Raw genomic sequence first — 26,915 nt, forward strand, 5'->3', positions numbered from 1 at the left:
CCGCACGTCGGAAGCTGGTCGGTAGAAAGTATGCAGTCAATGGTAGATGGTACCATAAAGAACATAGAAGGCTTTCTTCGCAATGGGAGACCTGAAGAGTATGTAGATCTTAATGAAATGTATTAGAATCCGACTCAGAGATTCCAGAAAATGTTTGCTGCAGAGGTTCTAGCGGTCCGTTGTGCTAGAATCAGTTGAGAGAGTTTTCAGGAGAGGTGCTGTAATGCCGCTTATCAAAGGACGAAGACGTTTTTTCCCCAGCAGATTATCAGGCTTTACAAGAAGCCTCTCTGCGCGCTCTCTTATTCTGCTTTCTATAGTTATTGTTTTAGCACTAGGGATTTCTCTTTCTCTTGCCGAAATAAATCGCGGAAGAAAAGAGTTTTCCAGAAAACTTCTTAGACAGGCAAGATTCCTCGAGAACGGGCTTGACATGAAGGAACTTTCTAAACTGGACGGTAATGCCGATGATATGAGCAAACCCGAGTACTCAAGGCTTAAGCAGCAATTAATTAATATCAGTGAAATCTTTCCTGATTTTCAGTATGTTTATCTAATGAGCATTAATAGTGATGGAAACATGGTTTTTCTGGTTGATTCTGCCATTGCAGGTTCGGAAGATGAGTCGCTACCCGGAGAGCTCTGCGAAGATAAAGATCTTCTCACGGTTTTCGAAACAGGTCGGGGTGCCGTAATGCCCTTAATGCCTGACAAATTGGGAACGATGATTACTGTAGCTGTCCCAGTAGTTGATCCTGATTCTGATGCAGTGTTTGCGGTTTTAGGCATCGATATCGATTCAGAAGACTGGGGCGGCCTTAATCTGTCCTATGCATTATTACCGATAATATTTTCACTTACTTTAGTTTTAATAGCTTTCATTTATTACTTCTTGGTTAGGTGGAGAGAACGACTTCCGTCCGAAAAATTGGAGAAAAGGTTTGTAAGGTATTTAGACAGTCTGATATTTCTTGTAGTTGGAGTAACAGTGACTTTGTTTTCCACTTTTATTGTACATGAACAGCAAAAGGAGCTGAGAAACAGTGCTTTCATTACCCTGGCTGAAGGTCGGGCTCATTATGTGATCGAGAAGATAGCTAATCTGAGGGACTATGAACTTGAGGGACTTTCGCGTTTTTTCGAATCAAGCTGTGTGGTTGAAAAAGACGAGTTTCGGAACTACACGCAGTCTCTGACTTCAAATGGGCTTATGAATACTTGGTTCTGGGTAGAGAGAGTTAAGGTTTCCGAATCCCCTTCGTCCGAGTCAAGATCTGGACAAAGTGATTTTGAGCAGTTCTCCATTTGGAACTTTGAATTTGAAGATGAAAACGTTGATACCTTTAATAGTTCTGAAGAGTTTCGGTACCCCATAAAGTATGTTGAGCCATTTGAAGAGTATGGTACTCTTGCAGGATTGGATTTGGGCTCCAATCTGCTAATTAGAGCTACAATAGACAAAGCCATCTCTTGTGGACTCATTACGGCTACTGACCCCTTTGTTATTCCTAATCACGATGACTCGGGACCACATTTCTTAGTCTTCAAGCCGGTTTTGGGAAACTCTAAGGATTTTATCGGGCTTGTTGGCGCTCTCGTTCACCCAGAATCTTTTGTGAAAACATTACCCGTGCTTGATAGCGAAGGGGATCCAAAGGTTATTCTTGGACTGTATCAGATACTGGAAGACGGGTCACCCTACTTACTCTTTTCTTTGGGTCATGATTATGCATTCTCAGTCAACCCTTCCGCACATTCTTCCCTTTGGCACTACGATGTCGGCGAACTCAATCTAGTAATTCCTTTCTTTGTATTTGGTAGAGTCTTTGCTGTTGTGGCGCACCCTGGACCCGACTTCAGTGCCGTTTATCCTTTGGACAACTGGATCTTGGTTCTTGCTTTTGGATTTACTTTGACGTTTTCACTCTCTCTCTTAGTAGGTTATCTAACGAACAGAAGATTTCATCTTGAAAGAGAAGTCAGGGAAAGGACCGAAGAGCTGAGAGAAAGCCTTGGTATTCTCTCTCAGACAATGGAAGCATCGATAAACGTTCTCGCTTCTGCCGTAGATCTCAGAGATCCTTATACAGCGGGTCATCAGAGAAGGGTTGCGGAGTTGTCCGTCGCCATTGGAAAGAAACTTGGACTTGAAGAGGATAGAATAAGGGGACTTCGGCTTTCTGCGATGATTCACGATGTGGGGAAGATTCAAGTGCCCGCGGAGATTCTGAGTACACCAAGAAGGCTCACGGATTTGGAGTTCGATCTAATAAAACTTCATCCCGCAGCGGGTCGTGAGCTTTTCAAAGATATCGAATTTCCTTGGCCTGTTGCAGATGCGATTTACCAGCATCATGAGCGACTCGATGGCAGCGGATACCCTGAAGGCATCACGGGAGAAAAAATCATTTTGGAAGCGAGAATAATTGCCGTGGCCGATGTTGTAGAAGCAATTTCATCGCACAGACCTTACAGGCCTTCGTTAGGTATCGATGCGGCCTTAGACGAGATCAGAAAGGGCAAAGGCAGGCTCTTCGATCCAGAAGTAGTAGATGCCTGCCTTGAATTGTTCGATGAAGGATTTTCCTTTTCAGACTGATTTACTGCTTCCGGTCAGATTATTTGAATACTATGTATTCTAGTGAGAACTGCTACACTGTGAGAAAAGATGAATATAACGCGAATGGTGAAGTCTTGTCGCCGTAGGAGTTGAAAATGATGGCCTTTTCGATATTTCTAAGGTTAATAAGGGTGAAACAGTGGCTCAAGAATCTCTTTGTGTTCGCTCCCTTGATTTTCTCTTCAAGCCTTACCGACACGGTATCGGTTTTAAGAGCCATACTGATCTTCTTTGCTTTTTGTCTTGCTTCTAGCGGCGTTTATATTTTGAATGACATAAGAGATCGAGAGAGTGACAGTCATCACTCAAGGAAAAAAGAACGACCAATAGCCTCTGGTCAAGTCAGGGTTTCAAGCGCTGTGATTGTTTCTTTATTGCTTTTTGGATCAGCGGCAGTGATTAGTTCTTTACTCCCTTTTTTGTCATCGCTCTTCTTGCTGCTATATATCGTTGTGAATCTTTTCTATACCTTGAAGGGTAAAGAGCTGGTACTGATAGACGCCTTTTGTATTTCTGCCGGTTTTGTGATAAGAGTAATGGCTGGTGCATACGCTATTGAAACGACTCCAACCGGATGGATTGTGGTGACCACATTCTTCCTCTCACTTTTCCTTGGGTTCGGCAAAAGAAGGAACGAACTGCTTTCTCTGAAAGAAGGTAGCAATGATCATCGAAAGGTGCTTAGCCTTTATAATGACAGATATCTTGATTATTTGATGATTGCAACGGCATCTATAACGATAATCGCATATACGCTTTACTGCTTGGACCCATCGACAATTCTGAAGTTCAACACGGATAAATTTGTATACACCGTTCCATTTGTGACATACGGGGTTTTTAGATATCTGCTTCTCCTTTTCAGAAACGGCGAAGGAGATCCAACGGAGGTTGTGACAAGAGATACTGGGATCGTGCTTACCGTTCTGTTTTGGATAGTATCTGTTATGCTGGTAATCTATTTACCAAGTTTTCTGTGAAGGGGGATGTTGAATGAATCTGACTGAAGCCTTGATTCTTGTCATAGCAATAGTCTTTAATGCAGTAGCAAACATCTTGCTGAAACATGGGATGCAGAACGCGCCTGATATAGGAAGCGTTGGACTTAAAGGGATGCTGATAAACTCTGTTACTAACATCAGCGTATGGCTTGGACTGATCTCATTTGGTGTTGCATTTATCTTCTATAGTGTGGTTCTGACAAAGATGCGTTTGGGAGTTGCATACCCGATAATGACAAGTGCAGGATTTGCGATCGTTACCGTTGCAGCAGTTTTCCTGTTCGATGAAAGACTCAGTGCAATGAAAATTGTCGGAATCGCTGTTATTGCTTTAGGAATCTGGCTTGTTTCAGTTGCAAAATGATGGAGGTATTTCGATGAAAAAGACGAGAGTAGCTATAATTAAGACCAAACCTGAAACCGTATTAGATGATTACAGAAGACTGGCCAAGCTAGCTGGAATGGGTGAAGCGTTAGATAAGACCGCAACTACAATCTTGAAGGACAACATATCCTGGCATCTTCCTATGCCTGGTGCCAACAGTACACCATGGCAGCTAGAAGGAGTCGTACTGGCATTAAAGGATGAGGGAATGAACGACATCGTATCGGTTGAGAATAAAACCGTCGTTACGAGACCGAAGTATGGAGAGAAACAGAACAAGTATGACGTCGTGTACGATAAGTTCGATATCCCTGTTCTGTACAACTTCGAATCGAAAGATATGACCTGGATTGAGTACACACCGAAAAGCAAACTGATGGTACTTCCAAAGATCTTTCCAGAGGGAATAAAACTGCCAGACTACTTTTTCGGGAAAAATATAATCCAGCTCCCAACGATGAAGTGCCACATATATACGACAACTACTGGTGCGATGAAAAATGCGTTTGGTGGCCTGCTCAACGTTAAGAGGCATTACACCCACTCATGGATACACGAGACACTGGTTGACTTGCTGAAGATACAGAAGGAGATACACACGGGTCTGTTCGCTTTCATGGACGGCACGACCGCAGGGAATGGGCCGGGACCGCGGACAGTGATTCCCGTGAAGGCAGACTACATACTTGCCAGCGAAGATCAGGTCGCAATAGATGCCGTCGCAGCGAAAATGATGGGTTTCAACCCGATGGACCTGAAATACATTAGGCTGGCCGATGAAGAGGAACTCGGAAATGGAAGACCAGAGAACATAGAACTTGTCGGAGACGACATTTCCGGTGTCAACTTTAAATTCCATGTTGGAGACAACTTTGCGAGCAGAGTCGGAGATCTGCTTTGGTTCAGTCCGTTGAAGGTCTTTCAGAAACTCTTCTTCCACACACCGCTTGTGAAAATCTTTGTTGCCGCTTCGGACACTTATCATGACAAGTACTGGTGGAAGAAGCACGGTGTCAAGATATTCGAAGAGTGGAAGAAAGAGAGTCCCTGGGGCCGTTTATGGGAGAGCTATTGATAGACAATTCATTGTGCGAATGAAAGCTTGGGTGGGGAAATCATGGCCGATCATCACTTGAAATTTGCCCTGAGTGCGAAAGCGAGAAGCACCGCAGTTGTCTTTTTGTTTGTCTTTGTTCTGTCATACGTCTTCACCTCTGTCAGTGTCTGGACGACAGACAGCAGATTTCTGACGGTGTCGAGATTTATTAGAGTATATGGGCACGAGAACTTAATCAGAGGCACGGGGTATGCTCCGGAGCAATATCGTTTCGGTGGATTCTACCTTGTTGAGAACTTCTTCAAGTACATCCCTTTAAAATGGTATGACGTATATAACAGCAACCTTTCCGGTTTGCTTACTAGTGAGGAAGCCTGGACAGACGAGATGCAGAAAAACGTCGACAAGTTCTTCCCCCAGGACGACAGGGAAGAGATGATTGGCGAAGTTCAGAGGGTAATTGATGAGACTTTAGAATCATTCTTCCCGGGCAACGCTCTGGTTCAAAATCTTCTGCGGGGCATGATAGACGGTCTGCAATGGCAGAGCTATTTGACGAATATCGAAGAGACCCTGCTCACTCTTGGAGAGATGATACCGGAAAATATCAGGAATCATCTGCTAGAGGACAGCGAAGAGACAAGACTCGTGAACGGATATTTCACATCGAGATTCTTCCTCTTCATGATTCTTCTGACGATAATCTACTTTCTGTGCAGAGAGTTCCTGAACCCTGTACAGTCGCTGTTTGGAGTGGTTCTCTTCGCCGCTTTGGTTCCAATCGCCCTTCAAGATTTCTTGCAGGCCGAGACAGTCCTTTCATTGCTGCTGTTTTCCTCAATGCTCTTGCTAACAAAGAGGGACGGAAGTAGGCTAATTTTATTTCTCGTAACGATTCTCTGTTGCACGGCAAGAACGGATCATGCGCTGTTTGGCGCGTTGATTTATGGTCTGATACACGGAACTGAGTCTCTTAGAAGAAGACAATGGTCAAGAGCGCTATTCTCTGCGCTGCTTCTGATAATACCTGTGGTTGCGACGGCTCTTATCAGCGGTTTTCTCTTTTCTGAAGCCGAGTACTATGTCGATCTAATTCAGTTTGAGTTCAACATTACTCATATATGGAGCTGGATCTTCCCTTCGATTCTTCTTCTGTTACCGATTGTCTTTTTCTCACAAATCAAGCATTTCGAATTCTACAGAAAGACATGGACGTGGATTCCTCTGTTCGTAGGGACAAATTTCGTCCTTGGAAAGACCGCCGAAGTCAGGTTGTTCCTTCCTCTAGTTATTTATTCCATTCCTCTTGTCATAGGAGGTGTAATCAGGTCTCTCGAAGGAGAGAAGAATTTGGCGAACAGCCGGGAGGCGTGAGCGATAAGTCTGCTTTCGATCCAATATGTTGCACAAGCTTTGCAGCAGGCATCGCACATGAAAGATCAGAATTTCATGATTTGAAAAATGCAATGGTATTATCTCTACGTTCAAGCGCGAACTGCAGTAATCCGCAGAAATCTGGAGGTGAACCGTGGATAAAAAATTTAGCATGGGACGGGGGGTTCTTCTCCTTATCATTTTTGTCTTGCTTTCCTACATATTTACATCGATGACTGTGTGGACTACGGATGGAAAGTATCTCTTTGTATCAAGATACCTGAGAATAAATCAGCATAAAAGAGTACTTTCCGGAGAGAATTTCGCGCCTGATCAGTACAGATTTGGAAGTTACTACCTTGTGGAAAACCTCTTCAAATTCATTCCCATCGAGTGGCTCGATGAAAACAGTGAAGAGCTTTCAATGATGTTATTATCAGGAGACTACTGGACAGAAGAGAAAAAGGGTATGATAGACTCCTACTTTCCGCTGGTCGAAAGAGAGAAACTCGTCTCGGATTTAGAGAAGGTCATCGAAGAGCTTGTCGATTCTGTAACCGGCAAGAATCTTCTTTTCAACAATGCACTCAAGGCATTTGCAAGCAGTCTTAACTGGCAGGTCTACTTGACGGACCCTGCAACGACCGCTCTCCTTATTGGTGAAAGGTTGCCCGAGGACATCAAAAGAGCCGTGGATCTATCGAGTTATGAGAACCGGATTCTGAACGGCCATATCACGGCAAGATTCTTCTTCAACGTTTTGACCCTCCTACTCCTGTACAACTTCTGCAGACTCTTCTCTTCGCCTTCCGAATCATTGCTGTCGACCGTGGTCTTTCAGGCCATAATGCCCCTTACGACCATGTATTTCGGCTGGGAGACTTTTCATGCTGCAGCTCTTTTCATCGGTGGGCTGCTGTTGATAGCCAAAGGGGGCAGATTCTATCTTCTTTGCCTGTTGATGGTACTGGGATCGCTTTTCAGGCCGGATCATATGATATTTCTCTCCCTCATCTATCTCCTCTTCAATTTCAATAAAGGCCTATCCTGGTCGAAAAGAGCGTTAATTCTGTCCAAGAGTTTAATTGCCGGCGTGATTCCAGCTGCTCTAACTTTTGTCGTCAGTCGTTTTTTATATCCGAATGCGGAGTACTCTGTGGACTTAATTCAGTTGAGATACAATATCACCTATATTTGGTCATGGATCTACCCGCTGATCTTTGCGTCGATTCCACTGCTGTTTCTTAGAGAAGTGAAGCGCTACAGCTTTTTCAGGAAGACATGGTTCTGGATTCTTCCGTTCATTGTTATGAATTTTCTTGTAGCAAAAACCGCTGAAGTTAGATTGTTCACTCCAGTCATCGTTTTTTTCGCGCCGCTCATAGGGATAGGGCTGCAAAGGTTTTTCCCCGGCAGATCCATGGAGAACACGGCGATTGAATAATCCAGAGGCTCTCTGTCGAGCCCGATTGGTGCATCGTATTCTATACAACTCATTTTGGGCTGAACTGCAAGTTTTTTTCGATTGCCTTTTGAAAGAAGAATTCTAGCCAACTTATGGGATAATCTCGTATAATCAAAAGAGGAGGCTGCTTTATATGAAACGATTTCTACTGCCGTTCCTGATCGTTATTTCCGTTGTTTTGAGCGCAAAGACGGGGCTTTTTTTGAGCGTTTATCCTGTTCTCTCCCTGAACAACTACACAGTACACGATAGAGGGTACCAGCCTGACTTCGATGACCTGCGCAGTTACTTCTCTTATCCGGCATTTGCGACGGCCGGCGTGGAGTTGTCGGGAAGCAATTATCGGGCATTGTTCAGGCTCGACTTCAGGCAGGACATTACCTCTTTTCTTCGAGGAAGAAGCTGGTCGAACTTCCCGATCAGGCACAACGCTTATACTCTCTATATGGATACAGATCTTCCCAGGGTCGGCTTTGCTGAGTTTGAAAATGACTTCTTGAGAATTTCTGCCGGTAAGCGAAAACTTCACTTTGGTCCCGCGACTTACAATTTTGTGCTGTCGGAGACAGTGCCCTATTTCGAACATCTCTGGCTCGATCTTGGCGAGGAGGTTTTATCCGGTAAGTACTTCTACAGCTTCTTCGTCATATCTTCCGACCGTTCAATTTTTGATAGCCCTAGAACGCTCATCGGCCACAGCATCGGTTTTGAGGGCAGTTTAGCAAGAATCGGTATCGTCGAGACGAATCTCATCAGCAATACGTTTCCCGACCTGAAAGACATGAGCCCCTTCATGGTCTTTCACAACAACTACGCAAAGAACTCCAACGTTAACGCGGGCTTGTTCGTCGAATCCAAGATAGGAAGTCTGGATTTATACGGCATGCTCTATGCCGATGATATATTGATCCCCGGAGATAGAACGGAAAACCCCACTTCGTTAGGATGGTATCTTGGAGGGGAAGCCGCTTTAATTGATGGAGAGAGTTACGTGGGACCCGTGTTGTGGGACGGGCAGTTCGGTCTCAGGGAGAAGACTCTCTTTAGAGAATCAGGAGGGTTGAAACTGAAGTATGAGCACTACCATAGTACCCCGTATCTCTATAATAGAGGGTTTGAGGAAGGAAAATACATAAACCCGATCCGCTTCAACGCAGATGACATCGAGGGGGGTGCCTACCTCGTAATAAACGGCTTCTACGGGTTTCCGTACGGTCCCGATATCTCGCTTGACCTTCTCGGTCTTTCTTATGAAACATGTAAGATTTTCACGGAGTTGCGTATTGAATACATAAGGCAGGGTTCATATGGGATCGAAGATTTTTACGGCGAACCGTTTGAATTTGACTGGTACAAACTTGCAGAACCGATCACCAGAAAAGCGAGGCTTTCTCTTGACTTCCATTACAGCCCTGATGAGAAGCAGGAGTTCACCCTCTCTGCTTCCATGGCACTGAGCGGAAAGCCAGAATTGTCTCTAAAAGTGGGTTACGGGAAACTCTTCACCTTCCTGAAGTTCTGAGCCACTAGCCGTTAGAGTCTATTTCTCGAAAGAAGCCACCGAATATCTTTCGTTGCCTTTGTTCAACCAGTGCGCTTCAAATATCTTCAGATCTTCTTCCAGGGACAACCTGAAACTCTCTTCGCAGGATCCGAAGAAGTCGATAGGACTCACAGAAATGAACCCTCTATCTATACTCACATAGTCAAGATCTTCCTCGTGAGAATCGTAGAGGATTTCCTTCTTCATCCAGAATTCTTCTTCGCCCCATTCATTGACTTTCTTCTCAAACCAGCGCCTCTTAAGCAAACCGCCGGGTCTTGTACAGTTTATGCCTTTAATCCTGTTTTGAGGAACTGCCGGAACGTTAACATTTAGAACTGTATGCTTTGGAAGCTTGTTCCAGTCGTACTCCCTCACAAAGTTTTCCGAAAAATCAACCGCTGCGAGAAAATCTGGATTCTCTTCACTGGCAATCGATACCGCCATCGCTGGAATCCCATGAATTCTTGCTTCAAGCGCCGCCGAGAGAGTACCCGAGTACCTAATATCCACTCCCAGATTCTGACCGCAATTTATCCCACTCACTACCAGGTCGAAATTCCCTAGGCCCTTGATTACCGAAGCTGCCACTACACAGTCAGCAGGAGTCCCACTTGTGCAGAAGGAGGAAACATTTTCCACGGTGCTTCTTTCCCTTATTTTTACCGGAGTTAACCAAGTTATTGAATGACTTACCCCGCTTCGGTTACTTTCTGGAGCGATTATTGTGACCTCATGAGCTGCTGAAAGCCTTTTTGCAAGCGATCTTATTCCTGTTGATTCTATTCCATCATCATTAGTCAATAGTATTCTCAAAAGAATTCACCACCACTGATATTTTATCGTAAATTTCGAATTCTTTCTAAGCCTAATTATGGCAAGTGTTCAGTCATACTCTATTCCTTGATCACGGAGATTCGAACTGTAGATTAGCCTGAGAGAACTTCTAAAGAAAATCAGCAGAGGTACTACCCCAATTACCGATGCAGCACCAAAGAGATTCCACGAAGTGTAGTAGCTTCTCACTTCTCCCACATAGCTAAATATTCTAAGAGAGAAAGGCATCAGCTCCTGGCTGTTAAGAAGAATCAGGGGCGTGCTGAATGAACTGAACGACGAAACCATTACGTACACCAGAAGACCTCCGATTACAGGCAATGAAAGCGGGATTAAAATTCTCACCAGGTAGCCAGTTCCAGATAATCCTTCCAACAGGGACACTTCTCGGAGCTCTCTCGGAACCGAGGAAAAGAATTCAGCAAGAAGGATTATCGTAAGGGGAAGGGACTGAATGCAAACAACTATCCCAATCCCAAAGAGACTGTCAGTTAGACGGAGCTTATCGAATACGAAATACATCGGAAGCAGAGTATGCATTCCAGTGTAGAGACTGCCAAAAAGAATTATTGAAGCCAAACCTTTCACAAGCATCGACTTTCTCTGTGAGAAAAGGTATGAGAAGGGTATACCTGCCATTAGCAGGATTAAGGAGGCCCAGAAGGCGATAATAATTGTATTAAGAATATTCGACATAAGTCCGTCGGAAATGACTCTGCCAAAATTTGCTAGAGTCAATTCACTAAGTGAAGGCATTATGTCTGAGTCAGCGGCAAAAGAAAGCACAAGAATATAAATAACTACCAAGACCGTCGGTATTAGGCACAATACCATCAGTGTTCTCTTCAGCCAGCCCGGGATAGTGAAATCGATAATCGGGAACCTGTATCTTAGTGAGAACAAAATTAGCGGTACGCTTAATAGGGTAGCCGGAACTATTCCACTTACTCCCCTCTGTACTACTCCCAATACGGTTATTAAAGCTTCATATATCAAAAGTGCCCCTACGAGGAGTCTGAAAGTCTTCCTGAATCGTGGGATAATTAGGGGAAGAATTGAGTATCCTAAAATGACGGGGAGCAGAAGCAAATTCAAGCCTGTGAAAAGCCCAAGAAATACATGGGCTGCACTACTCAGAAATAGTACATGCCTGTGCCTTTTCGGAACATCCCCTCTTGAAAAGAGGGCACCCAGTATCCAGATTAGCGAAAAACCCCCAACAAACACCGCGTAGGCCGAAAGAAGCCCATAATCTTTAACAGAGCTAAACTTCCTGAACAAAGCAACACCAAGAAAAGTTGTCGAGCCGGTTAAGGTATTTGGAGTGAACCCCTCCGGCAAAAGAGGACCGTTACCAGTCATAAGAAAGACAGATGTGAATTCCTTCATTGATCTCGCAAGCTGAAAAAAGAAATAAGGAATAAGCAGAAATCGTATCTCTCCGAAAAGAATACTAGAGGTATAAATATCGCCTGTTCCGTCGATCTTCATTACGTCATCAAGTTCTTTAGAGACTCTTCCCAACATTCCGAGAATTATCATTGTAGACAGAGGTAATGAAAGCCAAATGCTTACGAAAAGAGAGGATGTAAATGCTTGAAAGGCGTTGAGAGTTATGTCGATTTCCGTTCCAAGGACAATGTTAAATAACGAATACCCTCCATATCCTTGGACAAGAGCCCTCCAACCCGAGACTGTAATGAATGAAGGTATGAACCAGCCGACTCCAAGAAGAATAAGACTGGCCTTACTTAACTTAGTTGCCTTTCTAAGTCTCAATGCAATTAAGAATGACAGCAAGATCTCAATCGATGTCTTGAGAGTAGACCACAATGCGGTAAGTCTAAGAGAGAGCTTGAAACCAGAGTCTCCAAGTACCTCTTCGAAGTTCTTCAGACCAGAAAAAACAGGGGCCTGTTGAAAGACCCCGTATTCTGTGAAAGAAATGTAAATTGCCCAGAGTATAGGCACAATGGTAGCTACTCCCAGTATTAAAGTCACTGGCAAAACCATGGACCACTTATTTCTAAGTAAAAGAGAGAGCAGGCACAGTGCAAAGAAGATCGGCAAAACTACCGACATACTATCTTATAGAGTCAATGTAAGACTGCGCACCTGAAAGTGCCTGGTCAACAGTCATTGCTCCACTATATATTGCTTGCAATGCGGGTTCTAGAGCCTCAAACAAAAGAGACTGATACCCCGGGAGATTCGGCATGAACTTACCTTGGTTAACTACCCATTCCAGCTCTTGAGGAGAGTCGGAACCGAATAGTGGATACTTGTCGTACTCTACAAAGAAGTCATGACTATGCTCATTAAGAAAGCCAATAAAACTCATGCACTGCTCAGAGGTATCACTATTGAATAGTGCAAAACCTTTAGAGTCAATGATACCACTTACTTCTACGCCTTCAATATTGGGAAAGGGTAACATCACGAAGTCGGGACCTTTCTCCCTGAATTTGGAGGCCATGTAGCTTCCCTGAAGCATTATACCTATCTTACCCTGAGCAAAGAGCTTGTTCATTGCGGCTCTCTCCAGTCTCGAAATCACTCCATTGTCGAAGTACTCCTTAATTTTAGATACTACTTCTCTACTTCCGGAGGCTCCAACATTTAGTTCGTACAGTTCCTCTTCGGACATGAGAGCAGAGACATAAGGGAACATTACGTAAGGAGATGTGAAATCAAATGCTATTGGGTAATCAACAACTCCAGTAAGGCTCTCCTTTATAGCTTCGAATTGATCAAAATCAAGTTTCTCTCCCAAAACGATACCGGCTTCTTCGAAAGCATTGAGATTGACAAAGGCGACCTGACAATCCGCGTAAAAGGGAACGGCGGTAATTTCGCCATTCCATACGTAGGCGTTCAGAAATTTCTGAGAGTAGCCAGTAAGACTGGCAAGATTGAGACTTAGACTGCGCCCAGATGCAGCGACATCACCCACATAAGTATCCTTTATCATAGCAGCATCGGAAGGTACCCTGTCTTCAGATTTATGTTCAGTTTTTCTTCAATCTTTGGGAAGTAAACAATCTCAACATCAATCCCTGTCTCTTCTTTGAATGCGGCGGCAGCATCCCTGTAGAATTTCTCCCCTTCCCAGCTAACCCAGAAGGTTATGCCAAACACTGCAGAGCATACTAAAATGACAAGGACAGATAGAAAGAATTTCTTCATTTCATACCTCCATGTTTAAAATTTCGAATAGAACTCGTTCGCTCTTGAATGGAGCATGTCTTAGGCGAATTCCTGTGGCATCGAATATCGCGTTCGCTATGGCAGGAATCGGTGTGTCGATTCCTATCTCCCCTATGCTTTTTGCCCCGAAGGGACCTGTAGGTTCATAGCTGTCGACGAGTCTGCAAGTAAGCTTTCCATAGTCCATCCGGGAAGGGACTTTATAAGTGAAGAAATCGTTGGTAAGCATCCTTCCGTTCTTTCCGTAAATGATATCTTCGAAGAGGGCCCAACCAATTCCTTGCATAGAGGCGCCTTCAAGCTGTCCAATCGCTTGTATGGGATTTAGAGCTACCCCGCAATCTGCATATGACACGAAATTCAGGAGCGCAATTTTCCCAGTATCGGTGTCAACTTCAACCTCCGCAAAACTCGCTGCAAATGGTGGAGGGGATTCTTCGCCCACGAAGGAAGCCGACTCCGAGATCTGTTGTTGATTGAAAGTATACATGTGCACAGTGCAGAGTTCAGACAACGATACAGAGGGACCGTCCTTACAAGTAATTATCCCCGACTGGAGCGACAGTTCCGATACACTTCTTTCCAGATACTTACCTGCTAGTTCAAAGAGTCTGTCCTTGACTTTTTCGGCGGCTAGCCTAACTGCGTTTCCCGATACATAAGTAGTACTGGAAGCGTACGCCCCTACATCGAACGGGGTGATATCTGTATCGGATGAATACACGATGACTCTTTCCAGCGGAACCGTGAGAACCTCAGCTGCAATCTGTGCAAGAATCGTATCACTTCCTGTCCCAAGATCGGTTGCCCCGACGAGAAGGTTGAATGAGCCGTCTTCGTTCATCTTTATTCTAGCCGCACCCATATCTACTTTTGGTATTCCCGAACCCTGCATTGCGAGGGCACAACCAACTCCTCGAACTTTACTTCCATTTCTGATCTTCTTCCCTCTCTTACTCTCCCAGCCTATTTCGTTCTTTCCAAGATCGATGCATTCTTGAAGTTTGCAGCTTTTCATAGTTTGAGGGACGCCTTCTCTTCCTTCTCCCATTATCTCGAAAATCGGAGATGTTTCCCCTTCTCTTATTGAGTTCATTTCTTTGAGTTTAAGAGGATCCATCTTGATCTCGTAAGCAAGCTCATCAATGGCACAATCGAGTGGGAAGAGGCCCTGCGGTGCTCCATATCCTCTGTATGCTCCAGCTGGAGGAAGGTTCGTATAAACTATGTCTCCACCAAAATGAACGGCTTCCACTTTGTTGTAAAGTGGCAAGGTCTTCGAACCGGAAACCATAAAAGTTGTGAGAGAATGTTCTCCATAAGCCCCTGTATTTGATATCCCATGGAGGATATTGCCTTTATCTTTCCATCTCTCATCGCTCCCACGGTAACATCGAAGCTCATTTCATGGCGGATATTTGTTGCCATAGAGACTTCTTCTCTCGTGTAAGTAATCCTTGCCGGTTTACCTGTCTTTATAGTAACTAGCGCTGCGTAGGGTTCGACTATCACAGACTGCTTTCCGCCGAATCCACCACCTATTCTCGGTTTGATCACGCGAATGTCTGCAATTGGCTTATTAAATATATGAGAGAGAATTCTCCTGCAGTGAAAGGGTACTTGAGTTGAAGTGATTACTATGAGCCTCCCGACGGAGTCCAAATATGTAAGCGCGTTGTGTGGTTCAAGCGCTGCGTGAAGCTGTGTGTCGATATGATAAGTCCTCTCGATCACAACATCACAAGTCTTGAGCGTTTCTTCGACATCTCCGAGATCCATTTCATAATGCGCCGCAATGTTTCTGGATTTGTCGTAGACTCCAGCACATTCGCTTTCATCGTGAATGATCGGCGCCCCCTCTTTTGTAGCTTCTTTCATTTCTAAGACGGCATCGAGGATTTCATACTCAACTTTGATATTTCTCAGTGCGTCTTTTGCTGCTTTCTCAGTCTTCGCAGCTACGATTGCCACTGGATCACCTACGTATCTAACCTTTCTATCCAGGAGAAAGGTGTCGTACGGCGACGGTTCGGGATAGCCCTGACCGGCCCTTGTATATGGTATCCTCTCGACATCACTGAAAGTGAAGATATCCACAACATCGTTAATTAACTTTGCTTGCTCCGTTTCAATATTTTTTACTAAAGCGTGGGCATGAGGCGAGCGAAGTAACTTGACGACTAGAGCGTCTGGCATGTCGTAGTCTGGGGTGTATACCGGTTTACCTCTGACTATTGCAAGACCATCCACCTTCCTTTTAGGTTTTCCTACGGTCACGAAGGAATCAGTCATCCAGTTCACCTCTCATCACTTTTGCTGCCTTCTTGATTGCTCTGTTCTGCGGTTCGTAGCCAGTACATCTACAAATATTGCCATTTAGCGCGAGTTTTATCTCTTCGTCAGAGGGATCGCTATTCTCTCTTAGCAGAGCTTCTCCTGCCATTATTAGTCCAGGGATACAGTATCCACATTGAGCACCCCCTTCTTCGAGAATAGCTTCCTGAATTGGGTGAAGCTTTTCTCCATCTGCCATTCCTTCGACAGTCTCGATGTTTTGACCGTCAACCGAGGCTGCAAAAGTAGAACAAGAGAGTATTGGTTTGCCGTTCAAGAGAACTGTGCAAGTGCCGCAACTTGCCGAATTACAGCTTCTTCTGACACTTTTGTAGCCGATTCTTCTCAGTACATCGAGCAGGTATTCTCCTGGATCGATATCGATATCATGAAGTTTCCCGTTAACAGTAAGAGCTATTTTCATGTGATCATCTCCTTAACCTTTTCAGCAGCTCTCTGGGCAAGGACGGACGCGAGATGTTTCCTGTACTCGAAAGAAGCGGTCATGTTAGATCCTCCAGAGAAGCTTTCGTAAACGAGACTTCTAACTATCGCAGGCATTACATCGTTTATCTCCAGGTCTACCATTGCCGCTTCGACGCTCTCGAATCTCGCTGGATACTGAGGTCTCGATCCACATACGACCCTGGCACCCTTTATTCGGTTACGTTCGGGAATAATTGAAAGACCAACATTTACGGTTGCAATGTCGAAAGTAGTCTTAGAGAACTTTTCGAAGGCCGAAACCCAGCCGTCTCTCTTCAACATTACATGGGTTATTAGAGGCTTTTCTCCTGTAGGTAAAGCAAAATAATCGGATACTAGCATCCTCTGATACCCATCTACCCCATAGATCATGAGACTAGAACCCGTTGTTAGAAGGCAGGTGCTCACATCCGACCATCCAAGTTTTGGAGCGACCGAGCCACCTATTGTTGCCATGTTCCTGATCTGCCAGGAACCCACTAATGAGAAAGCATCGTAGAAGAAGTCATCGAATTCCTTCCTGATAACTGGATCCTTTCTAAAGGATTCAATAGTCGTAGTTGCTCCGACAACTATTTCACCCTCCGTAACTGAAATTGTGTCAAGCCTAAGAGACTTCAAGTCGATTATCTTTTCAATTCTTGAGGACTCCATAAGTGCTACAATTGTCCCTCCAGACAAGAAAATCGAATGATCTCTGTCATTCTGCATAAGTTCGTAAGCCTCTTCGACTGTCTTAGGTCTGAAGTACTCGTTTACATTAGACAGCATTGTATCCCTTCTTTCTCCAGACTTTTAGAGTTCTATGAATCAGATTCCTTACTACAGTGGTCCGATACCAGGCGGTCGCTCTAACATCATCAATGGGTGTCACACATTTCATAGCTAGTTCGACAAACCGCTCTTCGTCAAATGACCCGTTCTTTGCAGAGTAGTATTCACAAGCCTCGATCGGTACGACAACGGTAGGCGCAACAGATCCAAAGGCAAGTCTAATTTCCGACTCAGAAGTCAACGATCCAACGGAAGCGACCGAAATGGCCATAGAATTCCTCTGACCAACCTTGTAGAACTGCGGAAAGAGAGCGTCAGTCTTCTCAAAAGTTATTGACTTCACGAATTCTCCTCTTGAAAGAGTTGTCTCCCCAGGACCCTTTATGAAGTCCACCACTCTTTCATGCCTCTCACCATTTGCGCTTCCTATTGACAAACTGGCGTTTGTGAGAACCATCGCAACTATCGAGTCCCCGGCGGGGGAGGCATTAACAATGTTTCCAGCAAGAGTGGCGCGGTTTCTAATCTGTGGACTCCCTATTTGTCTTAAAGCCATCTGTACGATTCTTCCGTGTCGGTCGATTATTTCGCTCTTCAAGAGTTCGGAAATCGTTACCCTGCAGCCAACTCTTATCTTATCGCCGAGATCCTCAATTGTGTCAAGGCCCTTTAGATGTTTAAGGCTAACTACAATCTTAGGAATCACTCTCTTCAACCTTATCTTTACGAGAAGGTCGGTGCCGCCTGCGAGAATGTGACTGCTTTCCTTCGAAAGAAGAGAAACTAGCTCCTCTTCACTGGTTGGCATTAGAACGTTGAATGACACTAACCTCACCTCCGGATTTCTCGAGCAAAATGAAGCTTTTAGCAAAATCTCAAGAACACCTCACCAGATTTGCAGTCTATCTTCTGGAGAATCTATATCGAATACATTACGCTCGCTGCCTTCTATTTCACGGATCTTCGCTCGTCCATTCTTAACAAGCTGAAAAGCACCCCTATCTCCAGTGATTTTCAAGAGCTCGGGAAATAGCTTCTTTGCTATGAATGTCGGGAAACCCTTTCTTCCGTCATACGCAAAGGAGACCATCTCATCTTCAGGGAGAAGTGACTCCAGAAGAAACTCGACATCTTCTCCGCTAACCAAAGGCATATCGGCAAGCATGAGTACAATCCCAGTGCGCTCTTCAGCACATTCGCAAAGTCCTCTAACTATGCTGGTCGAAATTCCCTTTCTGTAATCATCATTTATCAATATTTTGAAGCTTCCCGTATCGAATCTATTGAGTTCGAAGCCAGGCTTAATAATTAGAAACTTGTTAAGAACACCAACATTCTTCAGATTATCGAGAGACCATTGCAGAAGAGGCTTTCCCCTAAAATTAGAACAGAGCTTCTCATCTCCAAAGCGACTGGATTCCCCTGCCGCCAGAAGAATCAGCGAAACAGAATTACTTTTCATTAGTTTTCCTGAGGTTTTCTGCGGCGGTCTTAATTGCCTGGACAATCTTGTAGTAACCTGTGCATCTACAAAGGTTGCCTTCGATTGCCTCCATTATCTCTTCATCGCTTGGCGAATCGTTTCTATCAAGAAGGGCCTTTGCCGACATTATCATGCCTGGAGTACAGAACCCGCATTGGACAGCTCCTTCGTCTACAAAAGCCTTCTGAATGGTGTCTAGTTCCCCATCCTTTGAGAGACCTTCAATTGTGGTTACCTCGGAACCATCGATTTCGGGAAGAAGGACGAGACAGGAATTGACCGCCTTCCCGTCGATGATAACGGTACAGGCACCGCACTCCCCTTCGCCACAACCTTCTTTTGTCCCAGTTAGGCCCAGTTCATCACGCAAGAAGTCCAGAAGTCTCATATCTTCGACAACATCCATTGATAACCGTTCATTGTTGAGTGTGAAGCTGATCTTCATTTAGAGCCTCCTCAACTGCATCTTTTACCGGTGGCAAAGTCTCGACCTTTGGAAGCACATATGAAACGCTCTTAAGGTCCTTCAAACCATTTCCAGTTACCACGATGACAACACTACTTCTTTCGTTTACAATACTCAATCTTCTGGCCTTCCTGAAGCCTGCAAATGCCGTAGCGCCTGCCGGCTCGGCGAACACACCGGTTTCTCTGGCAAGTTCAATTATACTCCCGAGAATCTCGTGGTCCGAAACGGAAAGAAACAAACCATTATGCTTCTGTGTGTACCTGCAAGCCTTAAAAACGTCTCTTGGCTTTCCCACACTGATGCTGTCCGCAACCGTTCTTGCCTCGATATCTACTGGCTCAAATGGGTATCCTCTTTCATAAGCTCTCATTATTGCGTTTGAACCTTCTGCCTGAACTCCTACTATGGTTGGAATTTTAGAGATCACACCGAGCTTCATCAAATCTTCAAACCCTTTGTAGAAACTCGATAAGACAGTTCCATCACCTGCCGAAACAAAAACAAAATCCGGTAGTTTATCTTTCGTCTTGAGTGCGATTTCCATTGCACAAGTCTTCTTCCCCTCAAGCAGGTATGGATTTATTGCGCTATTTCTACAGTACCAACCCTTTGACATACCGATTTCCATCGACAAATCGAATACCCGGTCGTAGCTCGCATTTATTGCCAGAATTTTTGATCCATACACCTGTAGCTGAGTAATCTTGGCGGCAGGAGCTGTAGCGGGGACGAAAATCACGCTCTTCAGCCCACTAACAGCTGCAAATCCCGAAAGCGAGCTGGCTGCATTTCCCGTTGAAGCGCAGAAAACGGTATCAAAAGACTTTTCTTTCGCCTTTAAGACTGCAACAGCGCTTGCTCTATCTTTAAATGAAGCAGTCGGATTCCTGCCGTCGTCTTTAAGGAGTAACTCCGATACTCTGTATTTTTCTTCCAAAGAATGGTTTCTATATAGAGGAGTATTGCCTACGAAGAGCCTTGGAGTATCGGTACAATTCTCAAATGGCAAAAGAAAATCAAATGCCCAAATACCCCTGTTGTTGAGATCGACCGAAGAAGACTCGTAGTTTTCTCTCACTTGATCAAAGTCGTAAACGACTTCCAGGGTTCCTCTACGCTCGCCGCAAACTGGACAATAGTATTCCACTTCCTCTTCTGAAAACTCCTTTCCGCATGTTATACATTTGAGAAGAAACTTGCTCAAACCAGGACACCTCCGATTGCAGCCACTGGGCAAATGGATTCACAAAGTCCGCAACCAAAGCATTCCGCTGAATCTACCTCCACTTTTTCCTGAAGACTGAGTGCAAAATACGGGCAGACCTCCACGCAAAGACCGCATCTAGTGCACTTATCATGATCAATTATAGGATTTCTTACGGTAAAGGACTCTTTCTGGCCCTTTGCAGAGCCAACTGCTTCTTCAACGCTTTTAAAACCTCTCTTTTCCAGAGCTGAGGGAAGCGATTCGAGAATTCTCTTGAATATCCCCTTTCCCCTTATCAGGCTCCCGACAACATTTGAACTGCAGAAGCCCCGGCGCATAAGAAGTCTACGACATCGTCTGCGCTGACAATCCCGCCTACTCCAATTATTGGGAGCGTACAACCTTCACGAATTCTTCTCACCGATGAGAGGGATAGCCGCCTTATTACCGGTCCGCTAATCCAACCGAAACCGTCTCTGCTTCCTAAATAAGAACGATTTACTCTCCGATCCATGGGGTAAACCGGACCCAGTGAATTGATAGCGACGATTCCGTCACCACCTGATTCCTGAACAACTCTCGCCATCTCCGCAGGATCGGGAACCGAAGGATCAAATTTCAGAAAGACAGGCTTTTCGGTTCCCGCTTTTACTGCAGAGATAAGTTCTCTGATAAGCGACGGATCATCGGCAACATAATGAGTTGACAACTCAAAGGCATCTGCAAATTTGGCGAATCGTGGGACCAGCTTTCTTAAGTCCTCTGGTGAATAGCCTAGGCTAACGATTAAAGGAAGCGCTGATTCCTTCCTGTAATCTGGAAGAAATTCATTAAGCCATTTTTCAGGTGAGAATTCACTCCAAAGCTCTGTGTTTATTACGAAGTCCCTTTCTGCGATAATACATGGTCTGGGAACCTTGGCTGCAACCGTTGATATTGTTTTTGTTACCATTGCACCTACTCCCATTGCCTCTATTGCGCGCATTTTTCTCTGGTCGCCGGTTAGTGGCCCGGAAGCGGGCATAAGGGGATTCTCTAGATGAATCCCGGCTATCTCAGTAGCGAGTTTCACCAGGCACCTCCTCAGAACCTTTTTTCAAAAGCTTTGTAAAGCTTTCTAGCCTCTTTGTATATCTCATCTTCATTAACTCTTGTGGGTCTTCCTTCCGCCAGCACTCGTTCACCACCTACGAAAGCGTCGCTGACTGCAATGTTTTCGCATATACCAAAAAAGAAATGGTCGACGAAGTTCTCAACCGTGATTTCAGTCGGGCTCTTATAATCTAGAAGGATGAAGTCTGCGCTGCTCCCTTCCCTGATTGTACCAAGATTTACGCCAAAGGTTCTTGTTGCCAGATCGTAGTTTGAGCCAAAAAGCGAACGGCCGATATCACCTGAAGAACTTACTTTCGGATCACGGTAAATGTAATGAGGGCAAAGGATCAAGAACCTAACATCGTGACACAGGTTGAACCCGTACCCGTCATTTCCCAGAAGTATTCTTATGCCTTCATTAGCAAAGTTTCTCCATTCTGGAAAGCCAACGCCATTGTTCACGTTGGATTGACAGTTTACGACGATGTATCCTCTTGAATCTTTGACAAGAGCCCTTTCGGAAGGTGTAGTGTGGATGCAGTGAGCGTAGATCGAGTTTTCGGTCATCAGTCCTGCCCTGTGAAATCTTTCCAGAACTCTCGAGTCATGAACACTAACTGTGTATTCCTGATCTTCAGGTCCCTCCGCGACATGGACATGTATGGGAATCTTTCCTGCTATCTCTCTTGAAGCAAGGGAAAGCGTTTCATTAGATAAAGTGAAGGAGGCATGGAGTCCGAATATGCCCTTTCTGTATGCCGAGCTTTCGCTGCTAAAATCCAAATTCTCCCTTATCCCTTTATCGCGCCGCTCCGTTCCGTCTCTGTCCGAAACCTCGTAAGCTCCACAGTATCTTAGGCCAACCGAATTCACGGAAGAAGAGATACCTCGAAGAGAACCCTCTATTGCATTTGGAGAGGAATTATGGTCAAAGAGAGATGTAACTCCGCTCTTAAGAGATTCTATAGCAGCCACATAGGCGGAGATCTTGAGATCTTCTACTGTCATTGCTCTATCCAGTCTCCACCACAGTTGCTCGAGTAATTTCGTGAAAGACGAAGGGTTGAATGGAGCTACTCTTAACCCTCTTGCGAATGTTGAATATATGTGAGTATGGGCATTAACCAGAGATGGCATGAGCAACTTACCTTCGAAATAGAAGTTTTCGCCGTTATACGCGCTTTCTCCGGCTGCTACCTTGACTATCTTTCCATTTTCTACCCTTACGAATCCCTTTGGAATATAATCTCCATCATTTGTATAAATCGAAACGTTGTTTATCTGCATGCGCCTTTCTCCCAGTAAATGTTCTCTCTTTCAATGAAGCGTCCCGAGGCTTTCGGTAAAAGGATGTCACCGTTCTTAAAGGCGAGTTTCCCTCTGTGAATTACGGTTTCTACGGAACCTCTAAGTTTTATACCCTCAAACAATGAGTGGTCTGACCGTGTGTACCGTGACCTCGATACAGTGCTTTGCACATCCCTATCGACAATGGCAATATTAGCAATGCTTCCTGGGCCCAGAACTCCCCTCTTTGGAAAGAGGCCGAAAATTCTCGCTGGATTTGTCGAGAGAAGTGAGGAAACCCTTTTGAGATCACCGTCGAGGATCGTGTTGATGGTTGCGAAAGAAATACCCAGCGAGCCAGTACCGTTAGGTATCTTGGGGTAATCGTCTCGATTTTCCCATTTTTCCCTGTTGAGGAACGGGCAATGGTCTGTTCCGATAGAAGATATCTCTCCTTTACGAAGCGCAGATTGAAGAAGAGCGCGCTCTTGATCTGTCCTCGGTGGCGGGCAGTATGTGTTCAGGTATCCTTGATCGGTTTTTAGTGGATCATTATTAAGTAGTAGGTACTGCGGACAGGTTTCAAGTTTTGTGAACCTTCTCCAGTCGAGGCCAAGGGAAGAAAGAGCTTCAACTGTTTTACCGCTTGAAACATGAACGATATAAAGCTGTCCTTCTTCTTCCAGAGAGATAAGCGAAAGCATTGCAACTTCGGAAAGCTCACTAATAGTCGGCCTAAGAGATGAGATATCTCTGTAAGTTGGCCTGGAGAATTCTTTTTCCCTTTCTCTGATTATCTCATCGTTCTCCGAATGGGCCATCAAAACGAATCCAAGCTTTCTTGAAAGTGAAAGCAGACTGTAAATCATCCCATCGCTCGAACGCCTACCGGAAGAGCTATACGTAGTGAAAACCTTTATCGAGGGCATTTTGGCGGCTATTGACGATCTAGCGATTTCTTCCGCGGAGAAGCTCGGGTTGCCAGCCAAGGTTACGTGAAATGAGTAATCTACTCTGCTGTCCTTAGCTGCTGTCATTCGATCTTTTATAGCAGTTTCAAATTGCGCAAGATCGGAGATTGGATCGAGAAAGTCGATGAGCGTCGTTACTCCACCACTCAGAGCAAGAGCCGATCCAGATTCAAAGTTATCGGCAGAAGTGTATCTTCCAAGAGCCAGGCCTAGATGCACATGGGGATCTATGAATCCGGGAAGCAGGAAGAGACCGGAGCAGTCAATACTTTCTTTTGCCGGCAACTTCTCTTTAATCGAGGAAATCACTCTTATTTCCTCACCCTCAACGTAAACGTTTGCAGGAAAGAGTCCATTCTCCGTGCATACCGTTCCATTTTCAAGGGCAAGGTCGTAAGTCACGATCTTCCACCCATTGTAAGAGCCATGATAGCTTTGGCCGTGTGCAATCTGTTTTCTGCTTCGTCTATGACAACTGACTGTGGGCCGTCTATTACTTCATCCACTACTTCTCTGCCTCTGTCGGCGGGGAGTGCATGCATGTAAATGGCCCTCTTGTTAGCTAGATTCATTCTCTCTGGAGTGCATATCCAATCTTTGTTTCTTCTCACTTCCGTCATTATTTCCTGGGGATCGTCTGAAACATAGAAACCACCCCATGATTTCGGAATCACAATATCAGCATCTCTGAAGGCTTCATCCATATCGTGAAGTATCTCCAGCCTGGCACCGCTTCCTTCTGCATTCTTCTTCGCCAGGTCAACGATATCCGGCATTAAGTCAAACCCTTCGGGATATGCCAGTTTGACGTCCATTCCGTATCTTGTAAAAAGAAGAATCTGTGACTGGGGAACGGAAAGAGGCTTCAAATGGCTTTCAGCATAAGCCCATGTGATGGCAACTTTCAGCCCGCTAAGATTTGCTCCGAATCTCTCGCGTATTGTCATTATATCGGCCATGACCTGCATCGGGTGATAGATGTCATCCTGGAGATTCAGGATGGGTACATCTGCATTTTCTGCAAGAGATCGAAGGTAGGAATTCCCGACTTTAAACTTGCAGTGTCTTACCGCTATCGCGTGACCGTATCTTGAAAGGATCATCGCGGTATCCCTTGGAACCTCTCCATGTGCCGTCTGCATTGTCGATGGATCTAAATAATGTGCGTGACCGCCAAGCTGAGTAATTCCCGCTTCCATCGAATTTCGAGTTCGCGTAGATTGATCGAAGAACATCAAAAACACGGTTTTGTAAGGAAGCAAAGGTGTGGGGTCATTTGTTGCAAACCTTCTTTTGAGATCAGAAGATAAATCTAACATAAGGTCGATTTCAGTTCTGTCGAAATCTTGTGTGGTAATGAAGTCTTTGCCTCTCAAAATGCTACTCATTATGTTACCTCCTAATCTACATCTACTGAGAAAGTCTTAATGGAAGAAGAGCATACATGGCCGCCGCTTTAACTAGATGATCCACAGGGCACTGATCGTCCGGGCTGTGAGCGAAAATCTCATTTGCAGGACCGAATCCGACTGTCGGAATTGCAAAGACACCGGCCGTTGCGATTCCATTTGTGGAGAAAGTCCATTTATCGACAAAGGGCTCTTCTCCAAAGACCTCCCTGTAAGTATTTACTGTCTTCTGAACAATTTCACTACTTTCATCCATTACCCATGTCGGAAAGTACTTTTCGACTGGATAGACAAGTCCAGTGTACGAAGGTCTTTCGTAGAAAAGCTCCAAAATCTCCGCCTCTTCGCCTGAAATTCCTATAGCGTCTTTGAGTTCCTCTATAACCGTCTCTTTGGTTTCGCCTGCTGTCAGTCTCCTGTCAATCTGTATGGTGCATTCGTCGGCGACGGCGTTTTGAGATGGAGACTTGAAGAAGATCTGAGTCACTGCTATCGTTCCCTTTCCGAGGAAGGGGTCATCTCTCAACCTTTCATTCAAACCCTCGATTTGCTGAATGATTCGGCTCATTTTATAAATAGCATTGATTCCTCGTTCGGGAGCGCTAGCGTGACACGAGAGACCTGAAGTTCTAATTTGAAGTTCCATTCTTCCTCTGTGACCTCTATAAATGTTCAGATTTGTCGGTTCAGTAATGACAACATAATCGGGCCTTATTCCGTCCTCTTTAATAATGTATCTCCAGCAGAGGCCGTCACAATCTTCTTCCATTACCGTTCCTGTAATGTAAAGGGTGAAGTCTCCAAGAAGGTCTTCTTCTTTCATGATTTTGGCACCGTAGACCATTGCTGCCATTCCAGCTTTCTGGTCTGAAGCTCCTCTCCCGTATATAATACCGTCAGAAACCAGTCCACCAAAAGGATCTACCTTCCATAACCTTTCGTTTCCAACTTCTACCGTGTCGATATGGGCATCCATGGCGATGATTTTCTTGCCGTTTCCTATCCTTCCTAGAACATTTCCCAGCCCGTCAATCGTCACTTCGTCAAAACCGACTTTGTTCATTTCCACTTCGATTCTCTTAACCACCTCTTTTTCGCCGGCAGAGAAGCTTTTGATGCTAACCAGATCGCTAAGAAATCTCGTGAGTTCTTCCCGGTATTCTTCGGCCTTACTAAGAAGATGTCTAGACACTATTTTCACTCCCATACAGATGTATTTTCATAATTATGGCTGTCCGAATGTCATTGAGAAAAACAAAAGGTGAATTGATAGAGCTTTGATAATAGTATAGCTCGACAACCGCCAGTTCTCAAACATAATAACCAATCTATTAAAGCCTGCTCCAAATATCTTTGAAGGAAAAAACCGTCGGCTTTGCTTAAGGCAAAGATATAATCTTTAATGGGAGGTGATCTAATGAGAACTCTCGAAGTAAAGGACCTGCGAAGCAGAATTGGAACTTTTAATTTGGGACCGATAGACCTTTTCGTAGAAAAAGGGGAGATAGTCGGGCTAATTGGGCCTTCAGGCTGCGGTAAGACGCTTCTTTTGAGAACGATTGCGGGACTTCAAGAGCCACTGTCTGGCACTGTGACTATTAACGGAGAGGATGTCACTTTTCTGGAACCCCATCTCCGGGGACTCGCATTCGTGTTTCAGGAAAACGCACTGTTTCCGCACATGGACACACACAACAACATTGCCTTTCCGCTTTTGATTTCGAGAGACGAGGAAGCCGACGTTAAAGTCGCTAAGAAAGCTGAAGAACTAGACGGCCTCTCCAATTATCTTGACCGTTGGCCAAAAGAATTACCTGCGGGTATGAAAAAACTCACAGCATTTGCGAGAGAGACGGTGAAGAAATTCAATATTATAATGCTCGATGAGCCTTTTGAAAGACTCGACAAGAA

General features: G+C 44.9%; 23 protein-coding genes and 2 pseudogenes. 8 read left to right on the plus strand and 17 right to left on the minus strand.

The features are described 5' to 3' along the window. The first annotated feature begins 223 nt into the window (after nucleotides 1-223). The 7 genes from BG32_RS12310 to BG32_RS12340 all read left to right on the plus strand — a co-directional run bounded on the left by BG32_RS12310 (nucleotide 224) and on the right by BG32_RS12340 (nucleotide 9,424). Nucleotides 224-2,599, plus strand: a complete 2,376-nt coding sequence (locus BG32_RS12310) for an HD domain-containing phosphohydrolase (protein WP_006492629.1) — start codon at nucleotides 224-226, stop codon at nucleotides 2,597-2,599. Nucleotides 2,600-2,715: 116 nt separating this feature from the next. Then, nucleotides 2,716-3,600 (plus strand): decaprenyl-phosphate phosphoribosyltransferase, encoded by an 885-nt coding sequence (locus tag BG32_RS12315; protein ID WP_006492631.1) that lies wholly within the window; start codon nucleotides 2,716-2,718, stop codon nucleotides 3,598-3,600. Nucleotides 3,601-3,613: 13 nt separating this feature from the next. Beyond that, complete coding sequence (locus BG32_RS12320; RefSeq protein ID WP_006492632.1) at nucleotides 3,614-3,985, plus strand: multidrug efflux SMR transporter; 372 nt, start codon at nucleotides 3,614-3,616, stop codon at nucleotides 3,983-3,985. Between the two features lie 13 nt (nucleotides 3,986-3,998). After that, on the plus strand, nucleotides 3,999-5,081 hold the full coding sequence (locus tag BG32_RS12325; RefSeq protein ID WP_039882892.1) for a DUF362 domain-containing protein: 1,083 nt from the start codon (nucleotides 3,999-4,001) through the stop codon (nucleotides 5,079-5,081). A 42-nt stretch (nucleotides 5,082-5,123) separates the two neighbouring features. Further along, nucleotides 5,124-6,437, plus strand: a complete 1,314-nt coding sequence (locus BG32_RS12330) for a hypothetical protein (protein ID WP_006492634.1) — start codon at nucleotides 5,124-5,126, stop codon at nucleotides 6,435-6,437. A gap of 154 nt (nucleotides 6,438-6,591) precedes the next feature. Then, entirely contained in the window at nucleotides 6,592-7,881 is a 1,290-nt protein-coding gene (locus BG32_RS12335; RefSeq protein WP_006492635.1) for a hypothetical protein, read from the plus strand. Nucleotides 7,882-8,035: 154 nt separating this feature from the next. Then, on the plus strand, nucleotides 8,036-9,424 hold the full coding sequence (locus BG32_RS12340) for a hypothetical protein (RefSeq protein ID WP_006492636.1): 1,389 nt from the start codon (nucleotides 8,036-8,038) through the stop codon (nucleotides 9,422-9,424). Between the two features lie 18 nt (nucleotides 9,425-9,442). On the opposite strand, the gene surE is transcribed toward BG32_RS12340, so the two are convergent. The 17 genes and pseudogenes from surE to BG32_RS12415 all read right to left on the minus strand — a co-directional run bounded on the left by surE (nucleotide 9,443) and on the right by BG32_RS12415 (nucleotide 26,211). Then, nucleotides 9,443-10,261: a 5'/3'-nucleotidase SurE gene (surE, locus tag BG32_RS12345; protein WP_006492638.1), complete on the minus strand. Its 819-nt coding sequence runs from the start codon at nucleotides 10,259-10,261 to the stop codon at nucleotides 9,443-9,445. Between the two features lie 69 nt (nucleotides 10,262-10,330). After that, on the minus strand, nucleotides 10,331-12,364 hold the full coding sequence (locus BG32_RS12350; protein WP_006492640.1) for an ABC transporter permease subunit: 2,034 nt from the start codon (nucleotides 12,362-12,364) through the stop codon (nucleotides 10,331-10,333). 1 nt (nucleotide 12,365) lies between these two features. Then, nucleotides 12,366-13,253, minus strand: coding sequence for an extracellular solute-binding protein (locus tag BG32_RS12355; RefSeq protein ID WP_259459721.1), 888 nt, complete (start codon nucleotides 13,251-13,253; stop codon nucleotides 12,366-12,368). Then, entirely contained in the window at nucleotides 13,250-13,468 is a 219-nt protein-coding gene (locus tag BG32_RS16715; protein WP_259459722.1) for a hypothetical protein, read from the minus strand. The genes BG32_RS12355 and BG32_RS16715 overlap by 4 nt, the downstream gene beginning before the upstream one ends. A 1-nt stretch (nucleotide 13,469) precedes the next feature. Beyond that, nucleotides 13,470-14,609, minus strand: coding sequence for a xanthine dehydrogenase family protein molybdopterin-binding subunit (locus tag BG32_RS16720; RefSeq protein WP_409072668.1), 1,140 nt, complete (start codon nucleotides 14,607-14,609; stop codon nucleotides 13,470-13,472). A gap of 30 nt (nucleotides 14,610-14,639) precedes the next feature. Then, nucleotides 14,640-15,781: pseudogene (locus BG32_RS16725) on the minus strand (xanthine dehydrogenase family protein molybdopterin-binding subunit); the annotation flags it as partial. Further along, complete coding sequence (locus tag BG32_RS12365; RefSeq protein ID WP_006492646.1) at nucleotides 15,774-16,247, minus strand: (2Fe-2S)-binding protein; 474 nt, start codon at nucleotides 16,245-16,247, stop codon at nucleotides 15,774-15,776. The gene BG32_RS12365 and the pseudogene BG32_RS16725, both read right to left, overlap by 8 nt. Next, nucleotides 16,244-17,080, minus strand: coding sequence for a xanthine dehydrogenase family protein subunit M (locus BG32_RS12370; protein ID WP_006492648.1), 837 nt, complete (start codon nucleotides 17,078-17,080; stop codon nucleotides 16,244-16,246). The genes BG32_RS12365 and BG32_RS12370 overlap by 4 nt, the downstream gene beginning before the upstream one ends. Further along, nucleotides 17,070-17,909 (minus strand): xanthine dehydrogenase family protein subunit M, encoded by an 840-nt coding sequence (locus tag BG32_RS12375; protein WP_006492650.1) that lies wholly within the window; start codon nucleotides 17,907-17,909, stop codon nucleotides 17,070-17,072. The genes BG32_RS12370 and BG32_RS12375 overlap by 11 nt, the downstream gene beginning before the upstream one ends. 60 nt (nucleotides 17,910-17,969) lie before the next feature. Then, a complete protein-coding gene (locus BG32_RS12380) occupies nucleotides 17,970-18,545 on the minus strand; it encodes an NTP transferase domain-containing protein (RefSeq protein ID WP_006492651.1) in 576 nt (191 codons plus the stop codon). After that, nucleotides 18,535-19,011, minus strand: a complete 477-nt coding sequence (locus BG32_RS12385; protein ID WP_006492653.1) for a (2Fe-2S)-binding protein — start codon at nucleotides 19,009-19,011, stop codon at nucleotides 18,535-18,537. The genes BG32_RS12380 and BG32_RS12385 overlap by 11 nt, the downstream gene beginning before the upstream one ends. Further along, nucleotides 18,983-20,239, minus strand: a complete 1,257-nt coding sequence (thrC, locus tag BG32_RS12390) for a threonine synthase (protein ID WP_121526920.1) — start codon at nucleotides 20,237-20,239, stop codon at nucleotides 18,983-18,985. Before thrC ends, BG32_RS12385 begins: the two co-directional genes overlap by 29 nt. Then, a pseudogene (locus BG32_RS12395) lies at nucleotides 20,236-21,314 on the minus strand (4Fe-4S binding protein). The gene thrC and the pseudogene BG32_RS12395 overlap by 4 nt, the downstream one beginning before the upstream one ends. Before the next feature lie 11 nt (nucleotides 21,315-21,325). Further along, nucleotides 21,326-22,624, minus strand: coding sequence for an amidohydrolase family protein (locus BG32_RS12400; RefSeq protein ID WP_121526921.1), 1,299 nt, complete (start codon nucleotides 22,622-22,624; stop codon nucleotides 21,326-21,328). After that, nucleotides 22,615-23,997, minus strand: a complete 1,383-nt coding sequence (locus BG32_RS12405; protein ID WP_121526922.1) for a dihydroorotase family protein — start codon at nucleotides 23,995-23,997, stop codon at nucleotides 22,615-22,617. Before BG32_RS12405 ends, BG32_RS12400 begins: the two co-directional genes overlap by 10 nt. After that, nucleotides 23,994-24,983, minus strand: coding sequence for an ornithine carbamoyltransferase (locus tag BG32_RS12410; RefSeq protein ID WP_121526923.1), 990 nt, complete (start codon nucleotides 24,981-24,983; stop codon nucleotides 23,994-23,996). Before BG32_RS12410 ends, BG32_RS12405 begins: the two co-directional genes overlap by 4 nt. A 22-nt stretch (nucleotides 24,984-25,005) precedes the next feature. Next, the gene (locus BG32_RS12415) at nucleotides 25,006-26,211 is read right to left on the minus strand and encodes a YgeY family selenium metabolism-linked hydrolase (RefSeq protein ID WP_183084337.1); all 1,206 of its coding nucleotides are present in this window, start codon (nucleotides 26,209-26,211) and stop codon (nucleotides 25,006-25,008) included. 210 nt (nucleotides 26,212-26,421) lie between these two features. On the opposite strand from BG32_RS12415, the gene BG32_RS12420 reads away from it, so the two are divergent. Then, a partial coding sequence (locus BG32_RS12420) for an ATP-binding cassette domain-containing protein (RefSeq protein ID WP_147435014.1) occupies nucleotides 26,422-26,915 on the plus strand: 494 nt, incomplete at its 3' end.

Origin of the sequence: Mesotoga sp. HF07.pep.5.2.highcov, assembly GCF_003666285.1 — a bacterium.
Classification (GTDB): domain Bacteria; phylum Thermotogota; class Thermotogae; order Petrotogales; family Kosmotogaceae; genus Mesotoga; species Mesotoga prima.

Coding starts and splice junctions, on each gene's coding strand:
- BG32_RS12380 (WP_006492651.1), bottom strand. CDS start 18,545: ATGAAAAGTAATTCTGTTTCGCTGATTCTTCTGGCGGCAGGGGAATCC.
- BG32_RS16720 (WP_409072668.1), bottom strand. CDS start 14,609: ATGGATCCTCTTAAACTCAAAGAAATGAACTCAATAAGAGAAGGGGAA.
- BG32_RS12365 (WP_006492646.1), bottom strand. CDS start 16,247: ATGAAAATAGCTCTTACTGTTAACGGGAAACTTCATGATATCGATATC.
- BG32_RS12350 (WP_006492640.1), bottom strand. CDS start 12,364: ATGTCGGTAGTTTTGCCGATCTTCTTTGCACTGTGCCTGCTCTCTCTT.
- BG32_RS12410 (WP_121526923.1), bottom strand. CDS start 24,983: ATGAGTAGCATTTTGAGAGGCAAAGACTTCATTACCACACAAGATTTC.
- BG32_RS16715 (WP_259459722.1), bottom strand. CDS start 13,468: ATGAAGAAATTCTTTCTATCTGTCCTTGTCATTTTAGTATGCTCTGCA.
- BG32_RS12320 (WP_006492632.1), top strand. CDS start 3,614: ATGAATCTGACTGAAGCCTTGATTCTTGTCATAGCAATAGTCTTTAAT.
- BG32_RS12355 (WP_259459721.1), bottom strand. CDS start 13,253: ATGATAAAGGATACTTATGTGGGTGATGTCGCTGCATCTGGGCGCAGT.
- BG32_RS12310 (WP_006492629.1), top strand. CDS start 224: ATGCCGCTTATCAAAGGACGAAGACGTTTTTTCCCCAGCAGATTATCA.
- BG32_RS12370 (WP_006492648.1), bottom strand. CDS start 17,080: ATGCTGTCTAATGTAAACGAGTACTTCAGACCTAAGACAGTCGAAGAG.
- BG32_RS12415 (WP_183084337.1), bottom strand. CDS start 26,211: ATGGGAGTGAAAATAGTGTCTAGACATCTTCTTAGTAAGGCCGAAGAA.
- BG32_RS12400 (WP_121526921.1), bottom strand. CDS start 22,624: ATGCAGATAAACAACGTTTCGATTTATACAAATGATGGAGATTATATT.
- BG32_RS12325 (WP_039882892.1), top strand. CDS start 3,999: ATGAAAAAGACGAGAGTAGCTATAATTAAGACCAAACCTGAAACCGTA.
- BG32_RS12385 (WP_006492653.1), bottom strand. CDS start 19,011: ATGAAGATCAGCTTCACACTCAACAATGAACGGTTATCAATGGATGTT.
- BG32_RS12340 (WP_006492636.1), top strand. CDS start 8,036: ATGAAACGATTTCTACTGCCGTTCCTGATCGTTATTTCCGTTGTTTTG.
- BG32_RS12315 (WP_006492631.1), top strand. CDS start 2,716: ATGATGGCCTTTTCGATATTTCTAAGGTTAATAAGGGTGAAACAGTGG.
- BG32_RS12330 (WP_006492634.1), top strand. CDS start 5,124: ATGGCCGATCATCACTTGAAATTTGCCCTGAGTGCGAAAGCGAGAAGC.